Source organism: Ruegeria sp. CDSA033 (genome assembly GCF_059612305.1).
The window spans coordinates 313,344-339,899 of the sequence record NZ_JBXWQI010000001.1 but is presented as its reverse complement, the minus strand read 5'-3'; the positions used below and the strand labels follow the sequence as shown (position 1 = coordinate 339,899).

Genomic DNA, 26,556 nt, shown 5'->3' with positions numbered 1-26,556 from the left:
GAATTATTGTTTTATCCACGTTGCGACGGGTGCCAGAAGGTCACCGCTTTTTCGATCATTGCGACAAGACCATAAAATGCGGTTCCGGCCAAAGCGGCCACCACAATCTCGGCCCAGACCATGTCCAGCGATAATTGCCCCACGCTGGTGGATATCCGAAAGCCCATGCCTAGCGTGGGCGAGCCAAAGAACTCTGCCACGATAGCGCCGATCAACGCCAGGGTGGTAGAAATCTTTAAGCCGTTGAAGATAAAGGGCATCGCAGCGGGCAATCTCAACTTCAGGAAGCTCTGCCAATAAGTGGCCGCATAGGTCTCCATCAGGTCGCGCTGCATGGCCGTGGCCTCACGCAGACCAGCCACGGTGTTGACCAGCATTGGGAAGAACACCATCACTACGACAACGGCGGCTTTGGAGTGCCAGTCAAACCCGAACCACATCACCAGGATGGGTGCGGTCCCGACAATTGGCAGCGCTGCGACAAAGTTCCCAACGGGCAGCAACCCTAGTCGGAGGAAATCCCAGCGATCCACGGCAATTGCCATCAGGAATGCGGCGAAGCACCCAATGATGTATCCGCTGAACGCGCCTTTGATGATGGTCTGAACGAAATCCTCCCACAGGATCGGCAGGCTATTGGCAAAGCGCACCGCAATTACGGATGGCGCCGGCAGTATGACCAGAGACACGTCTAGGCCTCTGACCAGTAGCTCCCAAATGACAATGATCGTTACGCCAAATATGAACGGAGCCAGAAATCGCACCATGCGCGTGTCCGCATAAGGCCCGCTGGCCAGACGGCTATTCAGCCACCAACCCAGGACCCAAACGACGATTGCAAACAGCACTAGTATCATTGCGCCATCCCCATTCTTTTCAGGACCTTCCGTTCTACAAGCCCCAGCAACCCGACCAGGCAAGCCGCCAGAATGGCCGCTGCAAACAAGGCAGACCAGATCTGCACGGTTTGTCCATAGTAGCTGCCTGCCAGTAGACGCGCGCCCAAACCGGCCACCGCCCCTGTGGGCAATTCACCAACGATGGCACCGACCAGCGAAGCCGCAATGCCGATCTTCAGCGACGTAAACAGATATGGCATCGATGCAGGCAAGCGCAGCTTCCAAAACCCCTGAGACCGGCTGGCGCTGTAAGTGCGCAGCAGGTCCAGTTGCATTGCATCCGGGCTGCGAAGCCCTTTGACCATACCGACAACCACAGGGAAGAAACTCAAATAGGCCGAGATTACCGCCTTGGGGATGATCCCCTGAATGCCCACCGAGTACAGCACCACGATAATCATTGGCGCCAAAGCGATGATGGGAATCGTCTGGCTGACGATGGCCCATGGCATCACCGACAGGTCCATGACGCGACTGTGCACGATCCCGACGGCCAACAGAATACCCAATCCAGTACCAATCACAAAGCCCAGCATCGTTGCGCTTAGCGTGACCCAGCCATGATAGATAAGTGACCGCTTCGAAGTGATTTTTTTCTGTACAGTGGTCTCCCACATCTCGACGGCGACCTGATGCGGCGCCGGCAGGCGGGGCCGGTCCTGCTCCCACGTGGCAGGGATGGCAAAGCTGTTATTCAACACCAGTCCGAATTCGGACATATCTCGACGATCCTTGGCCGAGGGTGGCTGAACTTCGGCCCCGGCACGTTCCTGTTCCGTCAAAACACCTTTGATGTTCATTGGAATGCAGGCCGCATACCAAAAGACGACGATCACCGCGAGAACGGTCAGAACGGCCCAGAAAGCTTTGAACCCATCATTCATCGTCCGCATGCCCCGCCCGTAGACCCTCGCGCACACGATGCGCCACTTCGATGAACTCAGGCGTGTCGCGGATGTCCAATGGACGTTCTTTCGGCAGCGGGCTATCGATCACATCCGTAATTCGCCCCGGTCGCGGGCTCATCACCACGATCTTCGTGCTCAAATACACCGCCTCGGGGATCGAGTGCGTGACGAAACCGATGGTCTTTTCCGTGCGCGCCCACAGCGCCAAAAGCTGTTCGTTCAGGTGATCGCGCACGATCTCGTCCAGCGCCCCAAAGGGTTCGTCCATCAACAAGATATCGGCGTCAAATGCCAATGCCCGCGCAATACTGGCGCGCTGCTGCATACCCCCGGATAACTGCCACGGGAATTTCCCACCAAACCCTTCAAGATCAACAAGTTCCAGAACGCTTCTCACACGTTCATCCTGCTCGGCGGTCGAATATCCCATGATCTCAAGCGGCAGCTTGATGTTCTTGGCGATGGTGCGCCAGGGATAAAGCCCCGCCGCCTGAAACACATAGCCATAGGCCCGGTTCCGCCGCGCCTCATCCGGGGTCATGCCATTGACCGTCAGGGTTCCTCCGGTCGGTGTTTCGAGCGCAGCAATACATCGCAAAAAGGTGGTTTTCCCGCAGCCTGAGGGACCGATGAAACTGACAAATTCACCCTTGTCGACCGTCAGGTTCACGTCTTTCAGCGCGTGGATTGGTCCGTCATTGGTTTGGAAGGTCAGATCCAGCTGCCTTGCCTCGATAACGGGCTGGGTAGTGCTTTCAGTATTCATTCCATAGCCTTGAAAAGATTTGATTTTGGGCCGCATGAATTGCGGCCCGCACGCATCATACGCCCGTCGCCGGGATGCCCGTCCGTTCAACCGGCCGAGGCGCGGTCAGCTCTTTCCAGGTGCTTAGCGCTTTGTTCACAGTGGTATTGGCCTCACGTGCAACGAAATCGCCGTGGCCTTCCTGCGTGCGGATTTCCCCATCATGCACAGCCACGTGCCCACGAGTAAGGGTAAAGCGCGGCAGGCCTTTAACCTCTTTGCCCTCGAATACATTGTAGTCGATCGACGATTGTTGCGCATCGGCACTGATCGTCTTGGACTTTTCGGGATCCCAAACCACCAGATCCGCATCAGCGCCAACCAGAACGGCGCCTTTTTTCGGATAACAATTCAATATCTTGGCGATATTCGTTGATGTCACGGCTACAAATTCGTTCGGTGTCAAACGCCCGGTGTTTACCCCATGGGTCCACAGCATCGGCATCCGATCTTCAAGCCCGCCGGTGCCATTGGGGATCTTGGTAAAGTCGCCCACACCATAGCGCTTTTGTTCGGTGGTAAAGGCACAATGGTCCGTGGCCACAACGCTCAACGATCCCGATTGCAGGCCATTCCACAAACTGTCCTGATGCTGCTTGTTCCGGAACGGAGGGCTCATGACCCGACGTGCCGCATGGTCCCAATCCTGGTTGAAGTACTCGCTCTCATCCAACGTCAGGTGTTGGATAAGGGGTTCGCCCCAGACCCGCTTGCCCTGCAATTTGGCTCGCCGGATCGCCTCATGCGCATCCTCGCAGGACGTATGCACCACATAAAGCGGCACGCCCGCCATATCAGCAATCATAATGGCGCGGTTGGTCGCCTCGCCTTCAACCTGCGGCGGGCGGGAATAGGCGTGCGCCTCGGGGCCGTTGTTCCCCTCGGCCAGCAGTTTGGCACTGAGTTCCGCCACAACATCGCCGTTCTCGGCGTGAACCATCGCGATGCCGCCCAGTTCGGACAGACGCTTGAACGAGGCGAACAGTTCGTCATCATTCACCATCAACGCGCCCTTGTAGGCCATGAAATGCTTGAACGTGTTGATCCCTCGCGTTTCAATCACCGTTTTGATGTCATCGAACACCTGCTCGCCCCACCATGTCACAGCCATGTGGAAGGAGTAGTCACAGTTGGCACGGGTGGATTTGTTGTCCCAACGCTTCAACGCGTCCAACAGGCTTTCGCCCGGGTTCGGCAGCGCGAAATCAACGACCATCGTGGTTCCACCCGCCAGCGCAGCCCGCGTACCGCTTTCGAAATCATCGCTGGAATAGGTGCCCATAAACGGCATCTCCAGATGGGTATGCGGATCAATCCCACCCGGCATGACGTAACATCCCGTGGCGTCCAATTCCTTGTCACCCTTCAGATCCATCCCGATCTCGGTGATGACGCCATCTTCAATCATGACATCCGCCTTGTAGGACAAGTCGGCGGTCACAACGGTTCCGTTCTTGATAACAGTGCTCATTTTCATCTCCCTGACGCGGTCTGCGCCGCTTGCTTCATCTGGCCAAAAATACCTCGGGGGAGTCGCCCGTTGGGCGACGGGGGCAGCGCCCCCTATTCCACAATCTCGGCCGTTTCGACGACCGCATGAAACAGAACATCCGCCCCGGCTGCGGCCCAGTCCTTGCTGATCTCTTCCGCCTCGTTGTGGCTCAACCCGTCAACGCAGGGGCACATGACCATGGCCGTCGGGGCCACCCGGTTGATCCAACAGGCATCGTGCCCTGCGCCCGAAATGATGTCGGTATGCGAATATCCCAGCCGCTCTGCTGCGTCCCGTACAGCCGCGACACAGCTGTCATCGAACTTCACTGGATCAAACCCACCAACTTTCTCGAACTCAATCTGCAGGCCCATCTCTTCCACGATATCTTCGGCCGCAACGCGCAAACGGTTTTCCATATCTGTGATGACCGCCAAATCCGGCGAGCGGAAATCGACCGTGAACACCGCCTTGCCGGGGATCACGTTGCGAGAATTCGGCAACACATCAATATGCCCTACAGCACCGACGGCATGGGGCGCATGGGACCACGCGATCTCATCCACTTTCTCAAGGATACGCCCCATCGCCAGACCCGCGTTTTTGCGCATCGGCATCGGGGTCGAGCCGGTATGCGCATCTTTGCCTGTCACGGTAATCTGCGTCCAGCTCAGGCCCTGCCCGTGCGTCACAACGCCGATATCCTTGCCTTCGGCCTCAAGGATCGGCCCCTGTTCGATATGCAGTTCAAAGAAGGCGTGCATCTTGCGGGCACCAACCTCTTCCTCGCCGCGCCAACCAATGCGCTTTAGCTCATCGCCGAATGTCTTGCCCTCGGCATCTTCGCGGTCATAGGCCCAGTCTTGCGTGTGCATCCCGGCGAAGACGCCCGAAGACAACATTGCCGGTGCATAACGTGTGCCCTCTTCGTTGGTCCAATTGGTCGCAACGATCGGGTGTTTGGTCTTGATGCCCAAATCGTTGAGCGTGCGGATAATCTCCAGCCCACCCAATACGCCCAACACGCCGTCATACTTGCCGCCGGTTGGCTGCGTATCCAGATGCGAGCCGACATAGACCGGCAACGCATCCGGATCAGTCCCTTCGCGGCGGGCAAACATATTGCCCATCTGATCCAGCCCCATGGTACAGCCCGCATCCTCGCACCACTTTTGAAACAAGGCGCGCCCTTCTGCGTCTTCATCCGTCAGGGTTTGGCGGTTGTTGCCGCCCGCAACACCGGGGCCGATCTTGGCCATCTCCATCAGGCTGTCCCAAAGTCTGTCGCCATTGATCCTGAGGTTCTGCGCCGGAGCTGCCATCTTGTTCTTCCCTGTTGCTTGCGATTTGGCTCGCTTTTGATGTCTTGATTTGACCATCTGGTCAAACTCACGCTATCACGGGTTCAACATCAGTCAAGAAATTGCATGGTGCCGCCGGAAAATTCGGCATATTTGGTGCCCGCTTGGCGGAAAAAGAGACAGTCAGGAAACATGCCCAAAGACCGCGCCCCGACCCGAATTCAGAAAAAGAACCGCGCCGCGATTCTCGAAGCCGCACTGAACGTGTTTTCGGCGCATGGTTTCCGTGGGGCGACCGTAGATCAAATCGCCACCGAGGCCGGGCTGAGCAAACCGAACCTGTTGTATTATTTCCCGTCGAAAGAGGCGATCCACACCGCATTGCTGTCCGGTCTGTTAGAGATCTGGCTGGCCCCTCTGCATGATCTGGACGCGGATGGCGACCCGATGGAAGAAATCCTCGCCTATATCCGCCGCAAGCTGGAAATGAGCCGAGACCTGCCGCGCGAAAGCCGTTTGTTTGCGAACGAGCTGGTTCAGGGCGCTCCGCGTATCCACGAATCTCTGTCGCGTGACCTCAAATCTCTGGTGGATGAGAAAACGGCAATACTGACGCAGTGGATGGATCAGGGAAAAATCGCGCGCCTGCACCCCTATCACCTGATATTTTCAATCTGGGCGCTGACACAGCACTACGCCGACTTCGACGTTCAGGTCCGCGCAATTCTGGGCAACGAAGACCCATTTGAAGGGGCCGAGCCGTTTATCGACACGCTCTACCGGAAACTTCTGACGCCGTAATCGGCGCGACTTTATCTGACGCGCCTTTGCTCAGGTGATGTCGGCGGAATGCCATACGTTTTTTACGATCATGTAGTTGTCCAGCCCCTCGGTGCCGCCTTCGCGACCATATCCGCTGGATTTCACGCCGCCAAAGGGCGTTTCAGGCATGGATGCCTCAAGCGTGTTGATAGACAGGTTGCCGACCTCGACCTCGTCAATCAATCGATCAATATAGTCTGCGCGATTTGTAAATGCATAACCGGCCAGCCCATAGGGCACCGAGTTTGCCTTGCCGATTGCGTCATCCAGTGAGGACACTGGATTGATCACAGCCACCGGACCAAAAGGTTCCTCCTGCATGATCCGGGCGTTGTCGGGCACGTTCAGCAGGACGGTGGGCTGAAAGAAGTACCCTTTGTCGCCATGTTTGGCGCCACCCGTGGCAACCGTCGCGCCCTTTTCACGGGCGTCTTCCACCAATTCGGTCAGTGCAGGCACCCGCCGGTCATTTGCCAAAGGCCCCATTTCCACATTTTCGTCCATGCCGTTTCCGACAACAGTTGCTGCAGCGCGTTCAACGAAAGTTGTGGCGTAATCGTCAAAGATGCTCTCATGCGCAAAGAACCTTGTGGGCGATGTGCACACCTGCCCGGCATTGCGCATTTTTCGAACTGCGCTTGAGATCCCGGCCGCTTTCACATCTGTGTCTTCGCAGACAATTACTGGCGCGTGGCCACCAAGTTCCATCAGCACCGAAGTCATATGTTCTGAGGCCAAGGTAGTCAGATGCCGCCCCACAGCGGTTGAGCCGGTGAAAGCCACTAGCCTGACCGGATCCTGCGGGATGAGGTGGCCTGAGATTTCTGCCGGCTCTCCGAACACCAGGTTCAGGACGCCTGCAGGAAGACCGGCATCTTCAAAGGCTTTTGCAATATGTATTGCCCCCGCTGGCGTTTCCTCGGCCGCTTTCAGGATGATCGAGCAGCCCGAGGCCAGCGCGCCAGCGATTTTGCGTGCTGGTTGGCTCATCGGGAAGTTCCAGGGTGAAAAGGCCGCGACGACACCGATAGGCTGGTGATGAACGGAGAACTTGTGACCCGGAGCTGCAGGGATGATCCGCCCATAGGTCCGCATTGCCTCACCCGCGTCCCATTCAAAGAACTCTGCCCCTCGGATAACCTCAAGCCTGGCCTGCTTCAGCGGCTTGCCGTGTTCCATGGTGATGGCATGGGCAATCTCTTCCTGACGTTCCCGCATCAGCGCAGCAGCGCGCATGATTGTGTCGGAACGTTCGCGCGGTGAGGTGCGACTCCATACGCGAATCCCTCGGACTGCGGCCTCCAGAGCGTCATCCAGATCCTGCTTCGACGCGCAGGGAAGACGCCCGATTTCGCCCTCGGTCGCTGGATTTACGACCGGTATGTCCCGGTTGGCTGTGCGCCACTTGCCCGCGATGAACAGCTTAAGCTCAGGATACATGAAACCGGTGCCTCCGACTTTGACTATTTCAAATCACGCAATGGCTGGCATTACTTCAAGTGAATTGGGTGAATACTGATATCAATTTGACGAATACCTGACCTCATTTCTGTTTCACCGCCTGATGCAGCGCCGATTTAAAGGCACGACCAGCGGGGGAAAGATCATCATCCGCCCGGAATGAGACACCAATCGGCCCCTGCCCAAATGGGACATCCCAATCCAATGGCGACAGGTAGCCGTGGGCGATGTCCTGCGACACGACCTCGGCCGGCATAAGCCCGATCAGATCGCGCGACTGCAGCAAAGCACGATTGGTCAGGTAGGATACGGATTCGATCGTCACGGGCGGAACGTATTGCTGCTGGCCAACAAAGAAATGATCCAGCTGACGCCGCAATGTGGTTTCCAGCGGCGGGACGATCCAGCCAAAGGGTTTGGTCTGAGCGAAGGAAACATCCGGGCGACCCGCAAGAGGATGCTGATTGCCGACAATCGCCAGAATGCGGTCTTCAAACAGCTTTTCCTGCCTGATCTTGTCACGGTGCCTATGAGAGGGAAGCCGCCCGACTACCATGTCGATTTCGCCCGAAAGCAACCTCGGCATCAGGACTTCGTTCGTGCCCTCGTTGATCTTGATCGCCACATTCGGGCGGTCAGCCAAAAGGATTTCAATGGCCGCCGGCAGCAGGCTGGTTGAAGCCGCCAACAAAGTACCTACCACCACGCGGCCTGCATTGCCTTCGTTCAGGTCATCCAGTTCCTGCGCAGCGTTCGAGACCTGTGCAAAGATTAGCTTGCCGTGACGTATCAAAGTTTCTCCGAACACGGTCGGAATCACACCCCGATTGGTCCGGCTGAACAGCTTGACCTCAAAATCCAGTTCCAGATCCTGAATCATCTTGGTTGCGGCCGGTTGCGAGATGCCCAGCTCGCGTGCGGCGTTCTGGATGTTACCGTGGGCTCCCACCGCTACCAGCAAACGCAGTTGGCGTAGCTTCAGCCGGGTCAGTGCACGGTCGACGATACGTGAATGACGCCCCACCATGGTCACAGCACAATCGGTTCTGAAAGCTGTTCGAGCTTGGCCACCACGCTCATCGCGGCCAAGGCCGAGCTGCGTGGATTGTCCGGCAGGGAATTGCCGCTTATCCGGAAATGGAACTGCCCGAATTCCCCTTCGGCCTCGACCTCATGAACGTTTTGCGCAATCGACGGATCAGCGATGAGTTTAACCTGCGTCTCATCAAATCCAATCCCAGCCAAGGCTACGGCTGCCGCAACGTTTGCGTTTTTGGGATAGGCCAACGCCGCCTCTCGGGCGGTCCCAGTGAAGTGCGTTTCAACCTGTGTCAGCCCCTCAAGATCCAGCCTGTCCTCTGCGGCAGAGCCTTTCCAACCTAGCGGCGGCTTGCGCCCGACATAGATAACCTTGTCTAATTTGCCGGTCGCCGCAGCGCTCAGGCAATCAAGGGCACCGATTGCGCCGCTGGCCAGGTGCAATTTCGCCCGCCCCACGCTGGCCGCGCTTTCCATCTCGTCTGCAATCGTTTGATCCGCCAATGCACCGACGGACACCGTGATCATGCCCGTACCCTGCCCCAGAACCTGAGGACCATAGGCCGCCAGTGCCTGATGGCCGGCGCATTCGATCACTAGATCCGCCTCTGCGATGAGCTCTGGCACCGAACCCACAAACAGGTTCGGGTTTTGTGAAATGCTGCCTGGTCGCACCAGAACCGCATGTACCATATGGCCTCGCGCCTGAACCGCGCCCATGACATGTTGCGCAATCGCGCCTTTACCGATTAATCCTATTTTCATGTGGCAAACCTAAACCAGCGCCAAAGAATTCTAAATTGGTATTCTTCGGGTATTCTAATTTCAGATACCCAGTTCCCGGCTTTCGCATTGGATCACGTGGTGTGATCAGGCTTTGATGGCGACGCCAGAATTGCCCGTTAATCGGAAGGCCCGTTAAAATGAACTACTCCAAGCGCGACGCCAAAGCCTATGCGCGCGAGAACATGACCGGAATCTGGGCCGCAGCCCTGAACCCCTTCAACGATGATTTGTCACTGGATGAGGCCGGGCTGCGGTCAAACATTCGCCACTGGATTGACGATCTGGATATCCAGGGACTGTTCGTGGCAGGCAAACAGGGCGAGTTCTTTTCGATGACCCTTGATGAGCGCAAGCGCAACTTTGAAATTGCGGTTGACGAATGCGCGGGCAAAGCCGGTGTGATCGTCTCGGTCTCGGATCAGAACCTCGACACAGCGCTGGATCTGGCCCGCCATGCGCAGAATTGTGGGGCCGATTACATCGTCTTGCATGCCCCTGTTCTAAGCTTTGTCCAGGATCGTGGGGAGGTTTTGTACCAGTACTACAGACGGTTCTGCGATGAGCTGGATATCGGGATCGCGATGTGGAGCCACCCGGACAGCGGATACCTGATGCAGCCCGAAGAATGCGCACGGATTGCTGATTTGCCCAACATCGTGGCCATCAAATACTCCGTCCCGCGTGAGATGTATGTGAAACTGACGCATATGGTGGGCGACAAAATCCATGTCTCGACATCGGCTGAACATGAATGGCTGGACAATATTCTGGAACTGGATTGGAAATTGTATCTGTGTTCGTCGCCGCCTTACCAGTTACAGACAAAGAATGATCAGCGCATGAACGAATACACGCGGCTGGCTTTTGCCGGCAAAGCAGATGAGGCGCGCAAGGTGTTTGACAGCCTGAACCCGGTGCGGGACGCGATGAAGCGAACCAAACCTGCAGGCAAGCCCACCGCTTTTGGAAAATACTGGCAAGAGCTGCTGGGACAGGTCGGAGGGCGTGTGCGACCCCCAATGCTGGAACTGACCGAGGCGGAAAAAGAGATCATCCGCAAAGGGTTCGCGGAATGCGGCCTGAAGCCATAGCGACATCGATATAAGCAAATCGGATATCTAGATGCGGATAATTTCTTTGCGGTTATGAAAAAACCGGCCAAACTTCTGCAAACAGGGAGTGGGACATGTCGAAGTTAAGTGCATTCAACTTTCAGAAATGGATCGACGAACACCGTCACCTGCTGAAGCCGCCGGTCGGCAATCAACAGGTGTGGGAGGATGCCGACCTGATGGTCACCGTCGTCGGCGGGCCGAACAAGCGAACCGACTATCACGACGATCCGGTTGAAGAGTTCTTCTATCAGCTAGAAGGCGACATGGTGCTGAAGCTGTATGACGGAGAGGAATTCTATGACGTTCCGATCCGCGAAGGTGAGATCTTCTTGCTGCCGCCGCATGTGCGCCATTCACCTCAAAGACCGCAGGAAGGCTCAATCGGATTGGTCATCGAACCCAAACGGCAAACAGGCGAGCTGGACGCGATCGAATGGTATTGCTTTGAATGCGGTACCCGCGTTCATCGGGCCGAGATGCAATTGCAGTCTATCGTCAAGGACTTGCCGCCGGTCTACGAAAAATTCTATTCATCAGAAGAAGACCGAACATGCCCGAACTGCCAGACCGTGCATCCGGGGAAAGAGCCGCCAGAGGGCTGGGTCACACTCTGAGATGAACAAACAACAGGGAAGAACATGAAACATTTTGCTAAGATCGCCGCTTCGGCTGCAGCGCTTGCTGTGACATCGCTAGCTGCCCATGCAGATGAATTCCGTCTGGGCCTGATCACGCCACCTCCGCATATCTGGACCAAGGCGGCCGAGTCCTTTGGGGCCGAGCTGAACGAAGCCAGCGGTGGTGCCCATACCGTATCTGTATTCCCTGCCCGTCAGTTGGGCAACGAGGCAGAGATGCTGCAACAATTGCAGACTGGCGCGCTGGACATGGCATTCATGACCGTGGCCGAAGTATCGAACCGCGCACCTGAGCTGGGTGCGTTTTATGCGCCGTATCTCGCGGATGATATCGGCCACGCGGGGCGCATCCTGCGTTCGGATACCGCAAAATCGATGCTGGAACCCCTGCCTGGTCAGGTTGGCGTTGTAGGCCTAGGTTACGGTATGGCCGGGCTGCGCCAGATTGTCAGCCGGGGCGATGTGTCTTCGGCCGAGGACCTATCAGGTCTGAAACTGCGGATCACGCCGTTCACGCCGATTTTGGATTTCTACAACGCGGTCGGAGCTGCACCAACGCCGATGCCACTGCCTGCAGTCTATGACGCGCTGGCCAATGGGCAGGTCGACGCCATTGATATGGACGCAGAACTGATCTGGGTGCTGAAATACTATGATCACGCCGACACGATCGTTCAATCCGATCACATGATGTTCCCGATGGTCGGGCTGGTCTCGGCCAAAGTCTGGGCGGGACTGTCCGAGGAAGACCGTGCCATGATCGGTGAACTGATGGCCAAGCATGTCGACAGCACCATCGACGCCTATGTTGCCAACGAAGCGAAGTGGCTGGAACAGATCGAGGGAACCGGCAAGGCCTACAAGAAAGTCGATGCCTCATTCTTTGGCGATGCGATTGAGGAATGGAACGGCATCTGGTCTGAAAAAACCTCGTCCCTTGACGCGCTGCGCGAGACTGCGGCAGAAACCAAATAAAGTTGAACGTTTCAAGGAAAGGGCGCAGGTCAATCCTGCGCCCTTTTTCATAGGGGATCGGCGATGTTATACCGGCTGTCTGCAGCGTGGGCGTGGGTTGAGTTATGGTGTGCCGCAGCACTGGCCGTTTGCGTCACCTTGTTGATTTTGTTGAATGTCGTGACCAGAACCGCTGGCAACGCCCTGTTCTGGGTGGATGAACTGGCGATCTATGCCATGGTTTGGATGACATTCCTTGGCGCATCAGCCGCATTGCACCACCGCAATTCGGTCTCGATTACGATCCTTGTCGATCTGGTTCCGCCTAATATCCGGGCAATCATCCAAAAGGCGGTCGACATCGTTGTCTTCGCTTTTGCAATTGCGATGCTGTGGTTCTGCTGGCGCTGGTTTCTGCCACTGGACATCGCTCGTACAGGGTTCGACGCCGTGGCGTTTCAAGGCAATACGTTCAACTTCATCTATGCCGAACCGACCTCAACCCTCGGGCTTCCGAAGTTTCTGTTTTGGCTTGTGATGTGGCTGTTTGCCTTGGGGGCAACGCTACATTCAACGATGCATCTTCTGACGCGTCCCGGACAAGGGTCACCGGTATGAGCCCGATTGTCTTTCTGGCCACCCTGTTGCTGTCGGTGCCTGTTGCCATCGTGTTGGCGATAACCGCAATCTGGTACATCTGGGAAAGCGGGAACACGGTTCTGTACGACAGTTTCGCGCAGAAAATGTTTGGCGGGTTGGAAAACTACGGCCTGCTGGCCATCCCTCTGTTCATGCTGACCGGAGAGCTGATGAATGAAGGCGGCATGACGCGCCGCCTGGTCGCCTTGGCCCGCGTGTTCGTTGGCGGTTTCCGGGGCGGGCTCGCCTATATCAACCTGCTGGCCAATATGTTCATGGCCGCCATCATCGGCTCGGCCACCGCGCAGATCGCCGTGATGTCGCGTGCCATGGTCCCCGCAATGGAGGAAGAGGGCTATAGCAAGGGCTTCGCCGCTGCCACGACAGCAGCCGGGGGCCTGTTGGCACCGGTCATCCCGCCGTCAATGATGTTCGTTATCTTTGGCGTTTTGGCGCAGATTCCCATCGGCGACATGTTCATCGCCGGGATCATACCCGGCCTGCTGCTGGCAGGAGCCTTTGCTTTGGTGATCACGCTGGTCGGATGGGTCCAGCAATTCCCAAAGGGCGTCTGGATGTCCCGCCGCGATGCCATGCAAGCCCTGATCGCCGCCCTGCCCGCGATGCTGATCCCGGTTTCGATCATCGGTGGTATTCTGTTTGGCATCGCTACGCCGACAGAATCCGCAGCCATCGCTTCGCTGATCGCATTTCTGGTCGGGTGGCTCATTTACGGAGAGCTAAAGCCGCAACATCTGGGCGAGATGTTCAAGCGAACAGCCGCAAACGCATCGATGATCCTGTTCATGATTGCGGCGGCCAGCGTTTTTGGGTGGGTGATCATTTACGAAGAAATACCACAGCAGCTGGCGGGGCTGATCACGTCGATCACCTCAGATCCGTTCATGTTTTTACTGATCGTAAATGCTGCACTGCTTTTGGTGGGAATGGTGATCGACGGGATCGCCGCCATCATCCTGATCACGCCCATTTTGTTGCCAATTGCCACTGGGTCCTACGACATCAGCCCCTACCAGTTCGGAGTTGTCGTATGCCTGAACCTTGTTCTTGGCCTGCTTACGCCACCCGTCGGTATTGGCCTCTATATCGCCTCATCCATGAGCGGCACGACCCCCGGAGCAATTCTGAAATCACTTTGGCCGTTCCTGATTGCGGTGGCCGCCGTCTTGATCCTGCTAAGCTATGTCCCAAGCCTGTCGACCTACTTGATCTAGCAAAACGTGATGTCGCCACGCGGCTTTGAATGCCCAATATAGGGGGCAGTATTCGGTAAGAGGCCCGCGCTTTCGGGCCCCTTCATGTTTTCAGTACCCGAGTTACTCGGCAGCTTTGGCCATCGGATTGTTTGGGTGCGTCGTCCAGTTGGCATAGTCGCGCTGAACTTCCAGACCGGTCCGCGGATCAACCTCTCCGGCGGTCATTGGCACCATTGAGATGCAGCCGTCGACCGGGCAAACATCCACGCACAGATTACAGGCGACGCATTCGTCATCCATGACCTCGAACACCCGGTCATCAGACATGGAAATCGCCTGGTGGCTGGTGTCTTCGCACGCGGCATAGCAACGACCGCATTTGATGCACTCGTCCTGATCGATCTTGGCCTTGGCCACGTAATTCAGGTTCAGGTATTGCCAATCGGTCACGTTTGGAACCGCACGACCGACAATCTCGGACACGTTTGTGTACTCTTTTTCGTCCATCCACTTGGACAGACCCGCGGTCAGTTCGTCGATGATCTTAAAGCCGTAGGTCATAGCAGCCGTGCACACCTGAACGTTACCACAGCCCAGCGAAATGAACTCTGCCGCATCGCGCCATGTGGTCACGCCCCCAATGCCGGAAATCGGCAGGCCATGGGTGGCTTCGGCGCGCGCGATTTCGGACACCATCGACAGGGCAATTGGCTTCACTGCCGGGCCACAGTACCCACCGTGGCTGCCTTTGCCATCAATCGACGGTTCCGGGCTGAACGTGTCCAAATCGACGCTGGTGATCGAATTGATCGTGTTGATCAGTGACACTGCATCCGCGCCGCCGTTTTTTGCCGCCTCAGCAGGCTTCCGAACATCGGTGATGTTTGGCGTCAGCTTCACGATCACGGGCCGGTCATAGTATTTCTTACACCAGCGGGTGACCATCTCGATATATTCCGGCACCTGCCCTACTGCTGCGCCCATTCCGCGTTCGCTCATCCCGTGCGGGCAGCCAAAGTTCAGTTCGATCCCATCCGCGCCGGTTTCTTCGACGCGCGGCAGGATGGCCTTCCAGGCCTCTTCTTCGCAGGGCACCATGATCGAGGCGATCAGCGCGCGATCCGGGTAGTCGGCTTTGACCCGTGCCATTTCTTCAAGGTTCACCTCAAGCGGTCGGTCCGTGATCAGTTCGATGTTGTTCAGACCCAACAAGCGACGGTCCGCGCCATAGATCGCGCCGTAGCGCGGCCCATTTACGTTTACGACCGGCGGCCCCTCGGACCCGAGCGTTTTCCAGACGACTCCGCCCCATCCGGCCTCGAAAGCGCGGCGCACGTTGTATTCCTTGTCCGTCGGCGGTGCCGAGGCCAGCCAGTAAGGATTGGGGCTGGAAATGCCCAGAAAGTTTGTTGTCAGATCGGCCATGGCTTCTCCCTTCCCGGCTCAGCCGGTTTTCTTGAAAATCATTTCGGTCGGACGAATGCGCCCGGCCTTGAGGTTCGTGACGTAGTTTTGAAACTTTTCGGGCGCCGTCTCGCCCATCATCAGGTGGATGCCCAAAGGCGGCGGGCCGCTTTGGGCGATGCGCGCGAAGACTTCCTCGAAAAACTTCAGCGCGAACTCTGTGCGGTCGGTCTCGGCGGCCAGTTCCAGACCGGCGGCACCCGCGGCGTCCTTGTAGACCTGCGGTGCATGTACAAACGAGGTTTCGGACACCGTTGACCATGGCAGCGGGAAGGACAGCGGTTCGTCCACATCCCCGCCCATCACATCGAACAGGGCAAATGTCCCGCTCGTGGCCAGCGCGCGCGAAACTTCTACGAACAGCCCGGCCTTATCTTCAATGTTCATGCCTACATGCAACATGACGGCAAGATCAAACCCTGCATCCGGCACCGGCATGTCCAAAGCACTTCCGACGTGAAAACTGGCCTTGTCGGAATGCCCGACCAGATCGCTGAGGGCGGTAGCTGTTTTAACGAATTCTGGCGTCAGGTCGACCCCGGTCACGGTCGAGTCATAGCGATCCACGATGTACCGCGACGTCCCACCGATGCCGCAGCCGACATCCAACACACGGGTCGCGTGGGTCGGTGACAATTGCGCAAACAGTTTGTCTGTCGCCAGAACGCCGCCGGTGTGGAACTCATCCCCCGCCTTCAGATCGGCCACAGTGGCCGCGTCCGGGTCAATCCCACTGGCCTCAAGCGCCGCGCGAACGCGGTCAGTCAAGGCTCCGGTGGTATAGTGTTGGGCAACGGCTTGTTCGATCTGGGACATGGGAATACCTCAGCAGCGAAAGGAATGGGGTGAATACCCCACCCTATCACGAATCCAGAGTTGCGTGGATGTCCATCGCGGCATCACGGCCCTCGGCCACTGCGGTCACGGTCAGGTCTTCGCCTCCCGCCGCACAGTCGCCCCCAGCCCAGACACCCGCCATCGAGGTACGCCCGGCACCAGACACAGCAATCTTGTTGCCGTCGAGCTTCAGCCCTTCCGGCGCGCCGTCCAAGTTTTGACCAATCGCCTTGAGGACTTGATCAGCGGGTATGCGGATCATCTCTCCGGTGCCCGAGAGCTTACCGTCGTGACTGGACGTATACTCCAATTCGATTTCTGCCGCTGCCCCGTTTCCGTGCACAGCCACGGGCTGCACATTGGTCATGATCTTGACGCCGTGCGAGGACGCGAGGTCTTGCTCATACCGGCTGGCGCCCATCGCATCACGACCACGGCGGTATGCAATGGTGACATGTTCGGCACCCAACAGTTTCGACTTCACCGCAGCGTCCACTGCAGTCATGCCGCCGCCGATGACGACTACGTTGCGACCCACGGGCAAATCAACCAGATCAGAGGCCTGACGCACGTCCGAAATGAAATCCACTGCGAAGCGAACACCTTCTTTTTCCACCCCGTCGGCGCGCAAAGCATTCACCCCGGCAAGACCAATAGACAGAAACACTGCATCATAGTTCTCGGCTAGCCCTTTCAGCGAGATCCCCTCGCCCAGAACTGAACCGGTCTCAATCGAGATTCCGCCGATTTTCAGCAGCCAGTCGACTTCGGCCTGAGCAAAATCGTTGGTCGATTTATACGCTGCGATCCCGTATTCGTTCAGCCCACCCGGTTTGGGGCGGCTTTCGTGGATCACCACGTCATGCCCAAACATGGCCAGCCGGTGCGCACAGGCCAAACCCGCAGGTCCTGCCCCGATTACGGCAACTGTTTTGCCGGTGGGTGCGGCCCGTTGGAACGGATGACTTCCGCCAACCATCACGCTGTCTGTTGCGTAGCGCTGAAGACGACCGATTTCGACCGGTGAACCTTCGGCGGTTTCGCGCACGCAGACTTCTTCGCAAAGCGTCTCAGTCGGGCAAACGCGGGCGCACATGCCGCCCAGAATGTTCTGCGCCAAAATGGTCTCACCTGCCGCTTCGGGCTGACCAGCCTGAATCTGGCGCATGAACAGCGGAATGTCGATGTCTGTCGGACAGGCTGTAACGCATGGTGCGTCGTAACAAAAATAGCACCGATCCGCTGCCACGGCGGCCTCATGAGGGGCCAGTGGCGGATGCAAATCCGTGAAATTCGAGGTCAGCTCATCGCTGGACAGCCGCCCGGAGACAATGCCGGGGGCAATCTGGCCCTGTGCCATCACTCTACTCCCTGTAGATATGTTTGTTGTGGCCTTAGCTTGCCACAAAGTAATTTTTTATCAAATGGTAAAATTTGCCAAATGGTCAAAAAATGAAAAAACCGGACCAATCGACCCGGTTTTCCTTTGTTTCTGCCTGTTTTTCTTGCAGCGAACGTATCAGACCATCTGAGCCAAATGCCCTGTTTTCGTCCAAACACGCGCTCCCGAAGCACCCGCCACGGCGGTAGATCGCGCGCCCGGAGGCAACCTCAGCCAGTCCCAGGTCGTGAAATCCTCGTCAGATTCCCTCAGCGAGCCTTCGATCACAAACAGCTCCATTCCGTGCGACGCGTCCAGATCCAACGCCTCGCCCGCCGCAAGATTGAACACGCGGACATCTTCATGCGCGTCCTTGAACAGTTGAGTATTCCCCTGACCATTGATCGAGCGGCGTACCTCTGTCCGATCATCCGGGTCAAACTGATGCAGCTTCACCAAGATCGTCGCCCCCTCTTTAGCTGAAGGTGTGTGCGACGAGGTCGGTGGGTTTCGCACATAGCTGCCGACCGGGAAATCACCGGTTTCGTCCTGAAAGACGCCGTCCAGCACAAGATATTCTTCACCCCCATCATGGGTGTGGGCCGAAAATGCGCTGCCCGGAGCAAAACGTACGATTGTCGTTGCGCGGGCAACCTCCTCGCCGATGCGATCCAGCATCTTGCGTTCGACACCGGCAGCGGGGGACGCGATCCATTCATTCTGGTCGAAATGAACTGCAACACGTTTGGTGAAATCTGCGTTGATCCTCATGGGGGCACTCCTGAACGGGGACGTGTCCCTAACATGGGATTGCAACGACATTTTTCAAATTGCGCGCATCGCATCTGGTTTTGACGGGCGCGTCTGCATACTGTACCTCCGACAAGAAACCCGAGCAGCGCCGGACCACGGCACCCACAAGTACTGAAAGTCACCGGATGCAGGCCAGCGCCCCGAAATTCAACATCGTTATCATCGGGCAAAACAACCGTCTGCAATACGAAGCCCTTTTGTTTGCCGCCTCGCTGCGGCACAGCAGCCCTGATTTTTCCGGTCGACTGTTCGTGGCTGTTCCGCAACCCGGTCCACGCTGGTCGCAGGACCCTACCATCCAGGACGAGGATCTGCTGAAAGCGCTGCGCCAGTTGGATGCCGAGATCTTGCCGTTCGAAAACAAAGTATTTGGCGCCAGCTACCCTTATGGCAACAAGATCGAAGCTTTGCTGGCCATGCCCGAGGGTGAGCCCTTTGTGTTTTTTGACAGTGACACACTGATCACCGGCGATCTGACCAGCGTCCCCTTCGACTTTGACCGCCCCGGCGCATCGCTAAGGGTCGAAGGAACCTGGCCCAAACCAACCTTGTATGGTCCTGGACTGGATGGGATCTGGAAGGCTCTTTATCAAAGGTTCGGACTGGATTTCGACAGCTCGCTGGATACCAGCCAACCTGTGGATTACTGGCGGCGCTATCTGTACTTCAATGCCGGGTATTTCTTTCATTCCTGCCCTCACACCTTCGGAAAGCGCTTTCTGGAGTATGCCCGCACGATCCGCGACGGCGAGATCCCCGAGATGGCTGGACAGAATTTTGACCCCTGGCTGGATCAGGCTGCACTGCCGCTGGTTATCCACTCGTTCGGCGGCGGTCGCGATGCCCTGCCCGCAGGTCTTCTGGACGGATCGGTCAGCTGTCATTACCGCCTGTTCCCCCTGCTCTACGCCCGTGAAAGCGATCACGCTGTAGAGGTGCTGGAAACCGTGGTTGCGCCAAACCGGGTCAAGAAGGTCCTCAAGGGATATGACCCGATCAAGAAGCTGGTTCTGCAACGGAAGGGTCACAAAATCAGGGACATGTTCGACCGCGAGAACCTTCCCAAACGCGAGCAGGTTATTCGCAACACGATACGCAAGAATGGTCTTTGGATGCGCTGACAGGAATGTTGTCTGCGCGCGCCCAATCGCCTAGAGATTCAGCAACGCACTTTCCAACAGGAGATTTCCAAGATGTCTGACGGCCCCACCTACGGTTTTGATACGCTTCAAATTCACGCGGGCGCCCGGCCCGATCCCGCAACTGGCGCGCGTCAGACACCGATCTATCAGACGACAGCCTATGTGTTCCGCGACGCGGATCACGCAGCTGCCCTGTTCAACCTGCAAGAGGTTGGTTTCATCTATTCCCGCCTGACCAACCCCACCGTGGCGGTTCTGCAGGAACGTGTCGCCACGCTGGAAGGCGGCGTCGGCGCGGTTTGCTGCTCGTCAGGTCACGCGGCGCAAATCATGGCGCTGTTCCCGCTGATGGGTCCGGGCTGCAACGTGGTCGCCTCGACCCGTCTGTACGGCGGCACGGTCACGCAGTTCAGCCAGACCATCAAACGCTTTGGCTGGTCTGCCAAGTTTGTCGACACCGATGACCTGGAGGCCGTGAAGGACGCAATTGACGAAAACACCCGTGCGGTTTTCTGCGAATCCATTGCCAACCCCGGCGGCTATGTCACCGACATCCGCGCGTTGGCCGATGTCTCTGACGCAGCAGGCATCCCGCTGATCGTCGACAACACCTCGGCCACGCCCTACCTGTGCCGCCCGATCGAGCACGGTGCGACGCTGGTCGTACATTCGACCACCAAGTACCTGACTGGCAACGGTACCGTCACCGGCGGCTGCATCGTGGATTCAGGCAAATTCGACTGGTCGGCAAATGACAAGTTCCCGTCACTCAGTGAGCCGGAGCAGGCGTATCACGGCCTCAAATTCCATGAGACCTTCGGCCCGCTGGCCTTCACTTTCCACGGAATTGCCATTGGCCTGCGCGATCTAGGCATGACCATGAACCCGCAGGCGGCTCACTATACGCTGATGGGGATCGAGACCCTGTCTTTGCGGATGGAGCGTCACGTCGAAAACGCTCAAAAGATCTCCGCGTGGCTCGAGGCGGATGACCGCGTGGAATACGTCACTTATGCCGGGCTGCCGTCTTCGCCCTACAGTGACAGGGTCAAAGCGCACTACAAGAAGGGCGCGGGTGCCCTGTTCACCTTCGCGGTCAAAGGTGGCTATGACGCCTGTATCAAGCTGGTCAACGCGCTTGAGATTTTCAGCCACGTAGCCAACCTGGGCGATGCACGTTCGCTGATCATTCACTCGGCTTCGACCACGCACCGGCAGCTGACCCCGGAACAGCAAGAGGCCGCGGGCGCAGGCCCGGGTGTGGTTCGCGTGTCCATTGGTATCGAAGACGCCGATGACCTGATCGCCGATCTTGATCAGGCGCTGGCTAAAGCGTCGGCCTGATTCATGAGCGGGCACAACATCAATGGTCTGGGCCAACCCATTGGATTGCCGGTAGCGGGCGATTTCCCTCGCCCGACACCACCTTACACGCCGATGGAGGGCCGATATTGTTCCGTTGTCCCGCTTGATGTGAATAGGCATGCGCCCGGGTTATTCCGGGCGTTTGCCAACGACGCGGATGGCCACAACTGGACCTACCTGCCCTACGGACCGTTCGACGGCGAGCGCGAGTTTGAGGATTGGACCCGTGAGACCTGCATGGATGCCGATCCGATGTTCCACACGGTACTGGATAGCAACGAAACGCCGGTGGGCATGGCTTCATTTCTGCGGATTGACCCAGCGGCGGGTGCGATCGAGGTGGGACACATCCACTTCTCACCCTTGTTGCAGCGTAGCCCGCAATCAACCGAGACTATGTTCCTGATGATGCGGCGCGTGTTCGATGAGTTGGACTATCGCCGTTACGAATGGAAATGCGACGCGCTGAACGCGCCGTCCTGTCGCGCGGCCGAGCGTTTGGGGTTTACCTTTGAGGGTATTTTCCGACAGGCCACCCATTACAAAGGTCGCAACCGGGATACGGCGTGGTATTCCATCCTCGACAGCGAATGGCCCCGCATACGCAGCGCTTTTGAGGATTGGTTATCGCCGGACAATTTCGACCAGACGGGCCAACAAAGGCAACCTTTGATGGCCCGCGCAAGCGTCTGAGGTTACTCAGAGATTTCGAATTCCATGGTGACGGTGACCGAAACGGACACCTCGCCGCCTGCGACCGGCACACCACCTGCATCCGCAGCGCTGAATTCCCGCATCATGGCGACGGGGCGCGCGCCACCGACCTGTTCGCTGATCTCTTGAACTGGTCCGAGTGTCACGTTAGCCGCCTGTGCCAACTGCTCGGCCTTGGCGGTCGCTTCGGCCACAGCGTTGGCCCGCGCCTGCGCTTGCAGCGGTTTTGGATCCTGCACGCCAAAGCTCAACCCGCCAAAATCATTGGCACCGTCCTGGATAACCGCATCCATGATCGTGCCAAGCTGCGACAGGTCACGCACACGTACTACGACTCGGTTCGAGGCGACAAAACCGGAAATCTCGGGTCGATCTCCGCTGGCGCTGTTCCGGTTGTTCCAAACCGGCGACAAAGACACATCGCGGGTCTGCACATCACGCGTTTCGATGCCAAGTTCCTGCAACCGACTCAGGACCTGAGATACTGATTCCGAAGTGGCCTTCATCGCGTTCGAAGCCTGCGCGTCCTCATTAGTCACGCCCAGAGTTATGGTCGCCATATCAGGCGTAGCCTGTACGGTTCCCGCCGCGTCAACGGTGATGCGACGTTCTTCCGCATGGGTCATGCCCGCAACCGACATCGTCAGAACTGCGGCCAGAAAAGCGATTTTATTCAAGGTCTTCCCTCCAATTTTCCTTCCCCCAACATGGGGTGGCGAGGGTCTGCCGAACAAGGGGAATGACTGGCTTTTTCTTTCCCTCGGCGGGATCCTGCTTTAATGTCACTCTGCGGGCGAATGATCGTTTGCACAGATGCTGACAACTATGGTTTTTCCGGATTATGAAACCCGCCTTTGCGCTGTCTTTTTCTTCGACCGGAATATCCTTGCACCACCATTCGGATGGTGACTGGTACTGCATTGGCGAGGTTGCTCTGGATGCGCCCGACCTGAATACACAAATCATCGCATTGCGGGATCAGGGCTTTGCCCTTGAAAACGACCTGAACTGCAAGCTGGTGATACCAGCAGATCAGGTGCGGTTTTTGTCCGTATCAACAGAGGGCCTAAGCCCCGAGGAAAGCGCTGAAAAAGTGCGGGCGGAACTAAACGAGGCAACTCCTTATGCGCTGGATGAGCTCGCCTTTGACACCGCAACCATCGGTCCGACAACCCATATTGCCGCTGTCGCCAGGCAAACCCTGGATGAGGCCCGGACATTTGCCGCCGAGCACGGGTTTGTTCCGGTGCAGTATTCAACCCCGATCGAAGGTCAGGGATTTCCGTCTGAACCTCGATTCGAGATCGAAACCCACGGCACGGTCGTTGAAGCGGAACCGTTCGAGGTTGAGGATTCTGCCAAAACTGATGAAGGACCTATCGCAGACACGATTGCAGATTCCGAGACCCCGACAGAGTTTCCTTCAGCCCCCGACACGGCCGGCGCAGTGGACACGGTTGAGGTAGAAGAGTCCGCAAAAGAAAATGAATCTGCTGCTGATCGGGCGATCGCTGAAACCGAGGACCAAACGGAGTTTCCTTCCGCGTCCGATGCGACCGCAGCAGAGGAACCCGCTGAGGGTGAAGAACCTGCCAACGAAGATGATGGCCCTACCATTCACGCGATCGCTGATACTGAGACCCCGACGGAGTTTCGTTCAGCGCCCAACGCGAATATTGCTGGCAAAACGAAAGCCACACCTCCGATCAACCGCTACGCCGTTCCAGCCGCGGCGGCCACTCTCGTTGCTGGTATTGCTCTGACCGTGTGGTCGTTGACTGGATCTGACGACACCGAATCCTCAGTGGCTGAGGCGGTTTCGATTGAAGAAACTGTGCCAAACCTCGCATCCGACGAGCAAATCGCCGAGACACAGGAAGTTGACGGCGATCCGGAGCTTGAATTCGAACCCGAGGCGGTCGCAACCGCGCCAGAGGAAGAGTCGCAAACCGAACCTGTTGAAGAAACCGCCGCTGATCTCAGCGCGACCGATGCTGCAATCCTCGAAGCGCTGAACGTGGCACCGACCCAGGTCGAACCGGTGGGACAAGAGCCTGCACCAGCGGAAATCTCGTCACAAACAGGCATCCAGATCTTCGCCCCCGAACCTTTGCCCGATCCGGTCCTGGAGTCGCCAGAGGACCTGTATCTGGCATCCCTGGACAGCACTGACTTGTCACAGGACGCGGTGGCGCTGCCCCCCGTCAGCAGCTTTGAAACTGACCTGCCGTTTGAACAAAACGCCCTGCCCGCTCAGGCCGGAGTCCAGTTTGATCTGGACGAACGCGGCCTCGTCACGCCTTCAGCCGAAGGGACCCTGAACCCCGACGGAGTAGTCGTTTACCTTGGCCGGCCCGCCAAGGTTCCCCCGGCAGTTCCAGTTCGATTCGAGCAAGAGCCGATAGAGGAAGATCCTACAGCCCGCTTAGCGCAGAAACGGCCAAATCCACGTCCCGCCAACTTGCTGGAAAGCTTTGAACGGCAACAACTTGGCGGACGCACACGCGAAGAACTGGCGGTTCTGCGTCCTAAGTTGCGCCCCAAGTCCCTGCAAAGCAGCCCCCGGATTGACGAAACGCCAACGGCATTGGCAGTCGTTCGCGTTCCGCGCCCCAAAACACGACCAGCCGGACTTGCCCGCCCGGCCAGTACAAACACAAGCACCGCCAATCTTGGATCGACTGCAGCGGTCGATCAAAGCTCGGACGAAGCTGGTTCTTTCCAACCAAAGGCCGTGGCACCGAAGATCCCGTCGACCGCCTCGGTGGCGCGGCAGGCGACTATCGACAATGCGCTCAACCTGCGCAAGCTGAACCTGATTGGGGTTTACGGGACCCCGGCCAATCGGCGCGCGCTGGTCCGGTTGCCCAGTGGTCGGTACAAAAAACTGAAAGTCGGAGACAGACTGGACGGCGGCAATGTTATCGCCATTGGCGACAGCGAATTGCGCTACCAAAAGCGCGGAAGAAACCTGACGCTGAAAATGCCGCGGAGCTGACGGTTCAAAAAACAAAGGCGGCCGAGGGATATCCCCGACCGCCCTTTAGTGAATTACCTTACGCCGTTAAGCAGCTGAAATTTCACCGCTTTCAATCTGCTCGCGTTCAATGGATTCGAACAGAGCCTTAAAGTTCCCTTCACCAAACCCATCATCGCCCTTGCGCTGAATGAACTCAAAAAAGATCGGGCCGATCACGGTTTTCGAGAAGATTTGCAGCAAGATCCGGGTCTCGCCACCGTCCAGCACGCCCTCGCCGTCAATCAGGATGCCGTGCTTGATCATCCGGTCCAGAGGTTCATCATGATCCACGACACGTTCCTTGGACATGTCGTAATAGGCCTGGTTCGGACCCGGCATGAACTTGAGACCCTTTTCCGCAATCGCATCCGTCGAGGCGTAGATATCCTCACTTCCCACCGCGATATGCTGAATACCTTCACCCTTGTACTTCTTGAGGTATGATACGATCTGCCCGGTTTCGCCCCGGTCTTCGTTGATCGGAATACGGATCCGGCCGCAGGGCGAGGTCAGGGCGCGGCTAAACAAGCCTGTGAATTTACCCTGAATGTCAAAAAAGCGGATTTCACGGAAGTTGAACAGGCTCTCGTAGAACTTGAACCACTTGTCCATGTTGCCTTTGTACACGTTGTGCGTCAGGTGATCGAGGTAATAGAACCCGTCGCCGCGCGGTTTGGATTGTTTGTCCCAGGTGAACTCCTGATTGTAAGGCGATGTTTCATAATACTGATCGATGAAATAGATCAGCGAACCGCCAATACCCTTGATCGCCGGAGCATTCATGGTCTTGTCCGCCGCGTCATAAGGCTCGGCCCCTTTTGACACCGCGTGTTCATAGGCTTTCTGCGCGTCCACGACACGCCATCCCATGGCAGGGGCGCAGGGGCCGTGTTCGGCCACGAACTTGGCGGCAAAGCTCTCCGGGTGGGCATTCAGGATGTAGGTCACGTCCCCCTGCTGCCACAGCTCAACCAGAGGCTTGTCCGCGTGGTGTCCGACCAACTCGAACCCCATTTTGGTGAAAAGATCGCGCAGTTCTTGCGGCTCGGGATGGGCGAATTCGACAAATTCAAACCCATCGGTTCCGGCTGGATTTTCAGGGCTGATGACAGATTTCGGGGCGTTGTGCGGGAAAGGACCCATGGCGCGTCTCCGTAAAAACAGGAATTTCTTTGCTGATTCCAAAATACGCCTTACCGAGCGCTGTTTCTGCGCATAGTTTTCGTGTAAACTATAATCATATGCGTAAATCACGCATGAACTTGGGAAAATTTGGAGAAATTCCGCATATGCTGGATTCCACCGATACGCGACTGTTGTCTGCCCTGCAAAAGGACGCACATCTGACCGCGCATCAATTGGGTGAAATGCTGAACCTGTCACCAAGCCAGGCCGGGCGCCGCCGTCAGCGGCTTGAGGCCGAAGGTTATATCACCGGATATGCGGCACGGCTGGATCCCCTAAAACTTGGCCTACAGGTCCAAGGGTTCATTCAGGTGCATTTGGGCACACATGGCCCGGAACAATCCGCGAGTTTTGCCCGCATGGTCGACACCCGCCCCGAGATCACCAGCGCCTGGACGATGACCGGAGAGGCAGATTACCTGCTGCACGTCTATTGCGACGATCTTTCCGCGCTCAACCGCTTGCTTCACCAGGTGATACTGCCGCATCCTGCAGTGGCACGGGTGCACAGCCAGATCGTTATGGACCAACTTAAACGCGACGCGCCATTGCCCACCTGAC

General features: G+C 57.3%; 25 protein-coding genes. 11 read left to right on the top strand and 14 right to left on the bottom strand.

Features of this window, described 5'->3' with window-relative positions:
- Positions 1–11: 11 nt before the first annotated feature.
- From AC2FLA_RS01740 to AC2FLA_RS01720, 5 genes are all read right to left on the bottom strand, one after another.
- Positions 12–857 (bottom strand): ABC transporter permease, encoded by an 846-nt coding sequence (locus AC2FLA_RS01740; protein ID WP_058277688.1) that lies wholly within the window; start codon positions 855–857, stop codon positions 12–14.
- Positions 854–1,783: an ABC transporter permease gene (locus AC2FLA_RS01735; RefSeq protein WP_058277687.1), complete on the bottom strand. Its 930-nt coding sequence runs from the start codon at positions 1,781–1,783 to the stop codon at positions 854–856. The genes AC2FLA_RS01740 and AC2FLA_RS01735 overlap by 4 nt, the downstream gene beginning before the upstream one ends.
- Positions 1,776–2,573, bottom strand: coding sequence for an ABC transporter ATP-binding protein (locus AC2FLA_RS01730; RefSeq protein WP_496720018.1), 798 nt, complete (start codon positions 2,571–2,573; stop codon positions 1,776–1,778). Before AC2FLA_RS01730 ends, AC2FLA_RS01735 begins: the two co-directional genes overlap by 8 nt.
- Positions 2,574–2,628: 55 nt before the next feature.
- On the bottom strand, positions 2,629–4,083 hold the full coding sequence (gene hydA, locus AC2FLA_RS01725) for a dihydropyrimidinase (RefSeq protein ID WP_496720016.1): 1,455 nt from the start codon (positions 4,081–4,083) through the stop codon (positions 2,629–2,631).
- Positions 4,084–4,175: 92 nt separating this feature from the next.
- A complete protein-coding gene (locus AC2FLA_RS01720; protein ID WP_496720014.1) occupies positions 4,176–5,426 on the bottom strand; it encodes a Zn-dependent hydrolase in 1,251 nt (416 codons plus the stop codon).
- Between the two features lie 171 nt (positions 5,427–5,597).
- Between AC2FLA_RS01720 and AC2FLA_RS01715 the strand changes: the two genes are divergently transcribed.
- The gene (locus AC2FLA_RS01715; protein ID WP_496720012.1) at positions 5,598–6,206 is read left to right on the top strand and encodes a TetR family transcriptional regulator C-terminal domain-containing protein; all 609 of its coding nucleotides are present in this window, start codon (positions 5,598–5,600) and stop codon (positions 6,204–6,206) included.
- Positions 6,207–6,236: 30 nt separating this feature from the next.
- Here the strand turns inward: AC2FLA_RS01715 and AC2FLA_RS01710 are convergent, their stop codons facing one another.
- The 3 genes from AC2FLA_RS01710 to AC2FLA_RS01700 form a co-directional block, all read right to left on the bottom strand.
- Complete coding sequence (locus AC2FLA_RS01710; RefSeq protein WP_496720010.1) at positions 6,237–7,667, bottom strand: NAD-dependent succinate-semialdehyde dehydrogenase; 1,431 nt, start codon at positions 7,665–7,667, stop codon at positions 6,237–6,239.
- Positions 7,668–7,770: 103 nt separating this feature from the next.
- On the bottom strand, positions 7,771–8,715 hold the full coding sequence (locus AC2FLA_RS01705; RefSeq protein WP_282168505.1) for a LysR substrate-binding domain-containing protein: 945 nt from the start codon (positions 8,713–8,715) through the stop codon (positions 7,771–7,773).
- A 2-nt stretch (positions 8,716–8,717) separates the two neighbouring features.
- On the bottom strand, positions 8,718–9,491 hold the full coding sequence (locus tag AC2FLA_RS01700; protein ID WP_496720008.1) for an aspartate dehydrogenase: 774 nt from the start codon (positions 9,489–9,491) through the stop codon (positions 8,718–8,720).
- A gap of 158 nt (positions 9,492–9,649) precedes the next feature.
- Here AC2FLA_RS01700 and AC2FLA_RS01695 point away from each other — a divergent pair, with 158 nt between their 5' ends.
- The 5 genes from AC2FLA_RS01695 to AC2FLA_RS01675 all read left to right on the top strand — a co-directional run bounded on the left by AC2FLA_RS01695 (position 9,650) and on the right by AC2FLA_RS01675 (position 14,093).
- Entirely contained in the window at positions 9,650–10,603 is a 954-nt protein-coding gene (locus tag AC2FLA_RS01695) for a dihydrodipicolinate synthase family protein (RefSeq protein ID WP_496720006.1), read from the top strand.
- 95 nt (positions 10,604–10,698) lie between these two features.
- Positions 10,699–11,241 carry a 3-hydroxyanthranilate 3,4-dioxygenase gene (locus AC2FLA_RS01690; protein ID WP_058273852.1) on the top strand — a complete coding sequence of 181 codons (543 nt, stop codon included), beginning with the start codon at positions 10,699–10,701 and terminating at the stop codon, positions 11,239–11,241.
- A gap of 24 nt (positions 11,242–11,265) precedes the next feature.
- Positions 11,266–12,240: a TRAP transporter substrate-binding protein gene (locus AC2FLA_RS01685; RefSeq protein WP_058273853.1), complete on the top strand. Its 975-nt coding sequence runs from the start codon at positions 11,266–11,268 to the stop codon at positions 12,238–12,240.
- A 63-nt stretch (positions 12,241–12,303) separates the two neighbouring features.
- Positions 12,304–12,837 (top strand): TRAP transporter small permease, encoded by a 534-nt coding sequence (locus tag AC2FLA_RS01680; RefSeq protein ID WP_496720004.1) that lies wholly within the window; start codon positions 12,304–12,306, stop codon positions 12,835–12,837.
- On the top strand, positions 12,834–14,093 hold the full coding sequence (locus AC2FLA_RS01675) for a TRAP transporter large permease (RefSeq protein ID WP_496720002.1): 1,260 nt from the start codon (positions 12,834–12,836) through the stop codon (positions 14,091–14,093). Before AC2FLA_RS01680 ends, AC2FLA_RS01675 begins: the two co-directional genes overlap by 4 nt.
- A 102-nt stretch (positions 14,094–14,195) precedes the next feature.
- On the opposite strand, the gene preA is transcribed toward AC2FLA_RS01675, so the two are convergent.
- The 4 genes from preA to AC2FLA_RS01655 all read right to left on the bottom strand — a co-directional run bounded on the left by preA (position 14,196) and on the right by AC2FLA_RS01655 (position 18,528).
- Complete coding sequence (gene preA, locus AC2FLA_RS01670) at positions 14,196–15,500, bottom strand: NAD-dependent dihydropyrimidine dehydrogenase subunit PreA (RefSeq protein WP_496720000.1); 1,305 nt, start codon at positions 15,498–15,500, stop codon at positions 14,196–14,198.
- 18 nt (positions 15,501–15,518) lie between these two features.
- Entirely contained in the window at positions 15,519–16,355 is an 837-nt protein-coding gene (locus AC2FLA_RS01665) for a methyltransferase domain-containing protein (protein WP_496719998.1), read from the bottom strand.
- 46 nt (positions 16,356–16,401) lie between these two features.
- Complete coding sequence (locus AC2FLA_RS01660) at positions 16,402–17,736, bottom strand: NAD(P)-dependent oxidoreductase (RefSeq protein WP_496719996.1); 1,335 nt, start codon at positions 17,734–17,736, stop codon at positions 16,402–16,404.
- A 159-nt stretch (positions 17,737–17,895) separates the two neighbouring features.
- Entirely contained in the window at positions 17,896–18,528 is a 633-nt protein-coding gene (locus tag AC2FLA_RS01655; protein WP_496719995.1) for a cupin domain-containing protein, read from the bottom strand.
- 167 nt (positions 18,529–18,695) lie between these two features.
- On the opposite strand from AC2FLA_RS01655, the gene AC2FLA_RS01650 reads away from it, so the two are divergent.
- From AC2FLA_RS01650 to AC2FLA_RS01640, 3 genes are all read left to right on the top strand, one after another.
- Positions 18,696–19,691, top strand: a complete 996-nt coding sequence (locus AC2FLA_RS01650) for a GT-B fold glycosyltransferase domain-containing protein (RefSeq protein WP_496719993.1) — start codon at positions 18,696–18,698, stop codon at positions 19,689–19,691.
- Positions 19,692–19,763: 72 nt separating this feature from the next.
- Positions 19,764–21,056 (top strand): O-acetylhomoserine aminocarboxypropyltransferase/cysteine synthase family protein, encoded by a 1,293-nt coding sequence (locus AC2FLA_RS01645; RefSeq protein ID WP_496719991.1) that lies wholly within the window; start codon positions 19,764–19,766, stop codon positions 21,054–21,056.
- Positions 21,057–21,059: 3 nt separating this feature from the next.
- Positions 21,060–21,770 carry a GNAT family N-acetyltransferase gene (locus AC2FLA_RS01640; protein ID WP_496719990.1) on the top strand — a complete coding sequence of 237 codons (711 nt, stop codon included), beginning with the start codon at positions 21,060–21,062 and terminating at the stop codon, positions 21,768–21,770.
- Positions 21,771–21,772: 2 nt separating this feature from the next.
- Here AC2FLA_RS01640 and AC2FLA_RS01635 read toward each other — a convergent pair whose 3' ends face one another.
- Positions 21,773–22,468, bottom strand: a complete 696-nt coding sequence (locus AC2FLA_RS01635) for an SIMPL domain-containing protein (protein ID WP_496719988.1) — start codon at positions 22,466–22,468, stop codon at positions 21,773–21,775.
- Between the two features lie 164 nt (positions 22,469–22,632).
- Between AC2FLA_RS01635 and AC2FLA_RS01630 the strand changes: the two genes are divergently transcribed.
- Positions 22,633–24,789 (top strand): hypothetical protein, encoded by a 2,157-nt coding sequence (locus AC2FLA_RS01630; RefSeq protein WP_496719986.1) that lies wholly within the window; start codon positions 22,633–22,635, stop codon positions 24,787–24,789.
- Between the two features lie 66 nt (positions 24,790–24,855).
- On the opposite strand, the gene hppD is transcribed toward AC2FLA_RS01630, so the two are convergent.
- Positions 24,856–25,953, bottom strand: coding sequence for a 4-hydroxyphenylpyruvate dioxygenase (gene hppD / locus AC2FLA_RS01625; protein WP_496719984.1), 1,098 nt, complete (start codon positions 25,951–25,953; stop codon positions 24,856–24,858).
- Positions 25,954–26,099: 146 nt separating this feature from the next.
- Between hppD and AC2FLA_RS01620 the strand changes: the two genes are divergently transcribed.
- Positions 26,100–26,555, top strand: coding sequence for an Lrp/AsnC family transcriptional regulator (locus tag AC2FLA_RS01620; protein WP_058273865.1), 456 nt, complete (start codon positions 26,100–26,102; stop codon positions 26,553–26,555).
- Position 26,556 lies beyond the last annotated feature (1 nt).